The sequence below is a fragment of the Bradyrhizobium sp. JHI2711 genome (assembly GCF_056156565.1).
In genome coordinates, this window is sequence record NZ_JBPZPT010000027.1 from 1 (window position 1) to 637 (window position 637).

A 637-nucleotide genomic window follows, 5' to 3' on the forward strand; every position below is an offset into this window, starting at 1 on the left:
CGCCGCGGCCGCCCGCCTGGAAGGACCAATGACGATCCCGATAGCGGCTGATCCCCGAACCACAATCGCCGTCACCTAGGGAAATTTGGAAGCCCATTCTCACGGAAAGTTCGCTGCCCGTTGACACTCGCCAGACGGTTGAGCCCCTTGATCGCCGCGTGCAAGAGCTTGGCATCGGTCGGGAAGGTGATCGCCTTCGGCTGCACAGTGGTATCGACTGTGACCCGCTTGATGTCCTGGCTGCGTAACGCGCCGGCCTCGTGTGCCACCCGCAAGCTCTCGGCCAGCAACAGCTCCAGCTTGTCGCCGAGCCGCTTGCGCCAGTGGCTCAGGTCCGAGCGCTCGTGCGGGAATGCGTGCTGGAAGAACTCTTCGCCGGTGAAGTACTGGAAATATGGGGCGTGGACCCAGCGCTCGCACACCCCCTCATCGGACAGCCCGTAAATGTGCTTGAGCAGCAACAGCCCGATCATGAAGCGGCTCGCGATCCCGGGCCGACCATTCTCGCTATAGAGCGGCGCGATCTCGCCGTCGATCCAGTCCCAATCGACCTTGCCGGCGAGCTGAACCAGCTCGTGCTTCATATTGATGATTTGGTCCAGCCTGGCCCGGAACAGATCGCCCGATCCCGTCGTCC

The 637-nt window shown here is 62.8% G+C and carries 1 pseudogene; it reads right to left on the bottom strand.

Annotated elements, in window-relative coordinates:
* Positions 1-110: 110 nt before the first annotated feature.
* Positions 111-637: pseudogene (locus ACTEK7_RS36635) on the bottom strand (transposase); the annotation flags it as partial.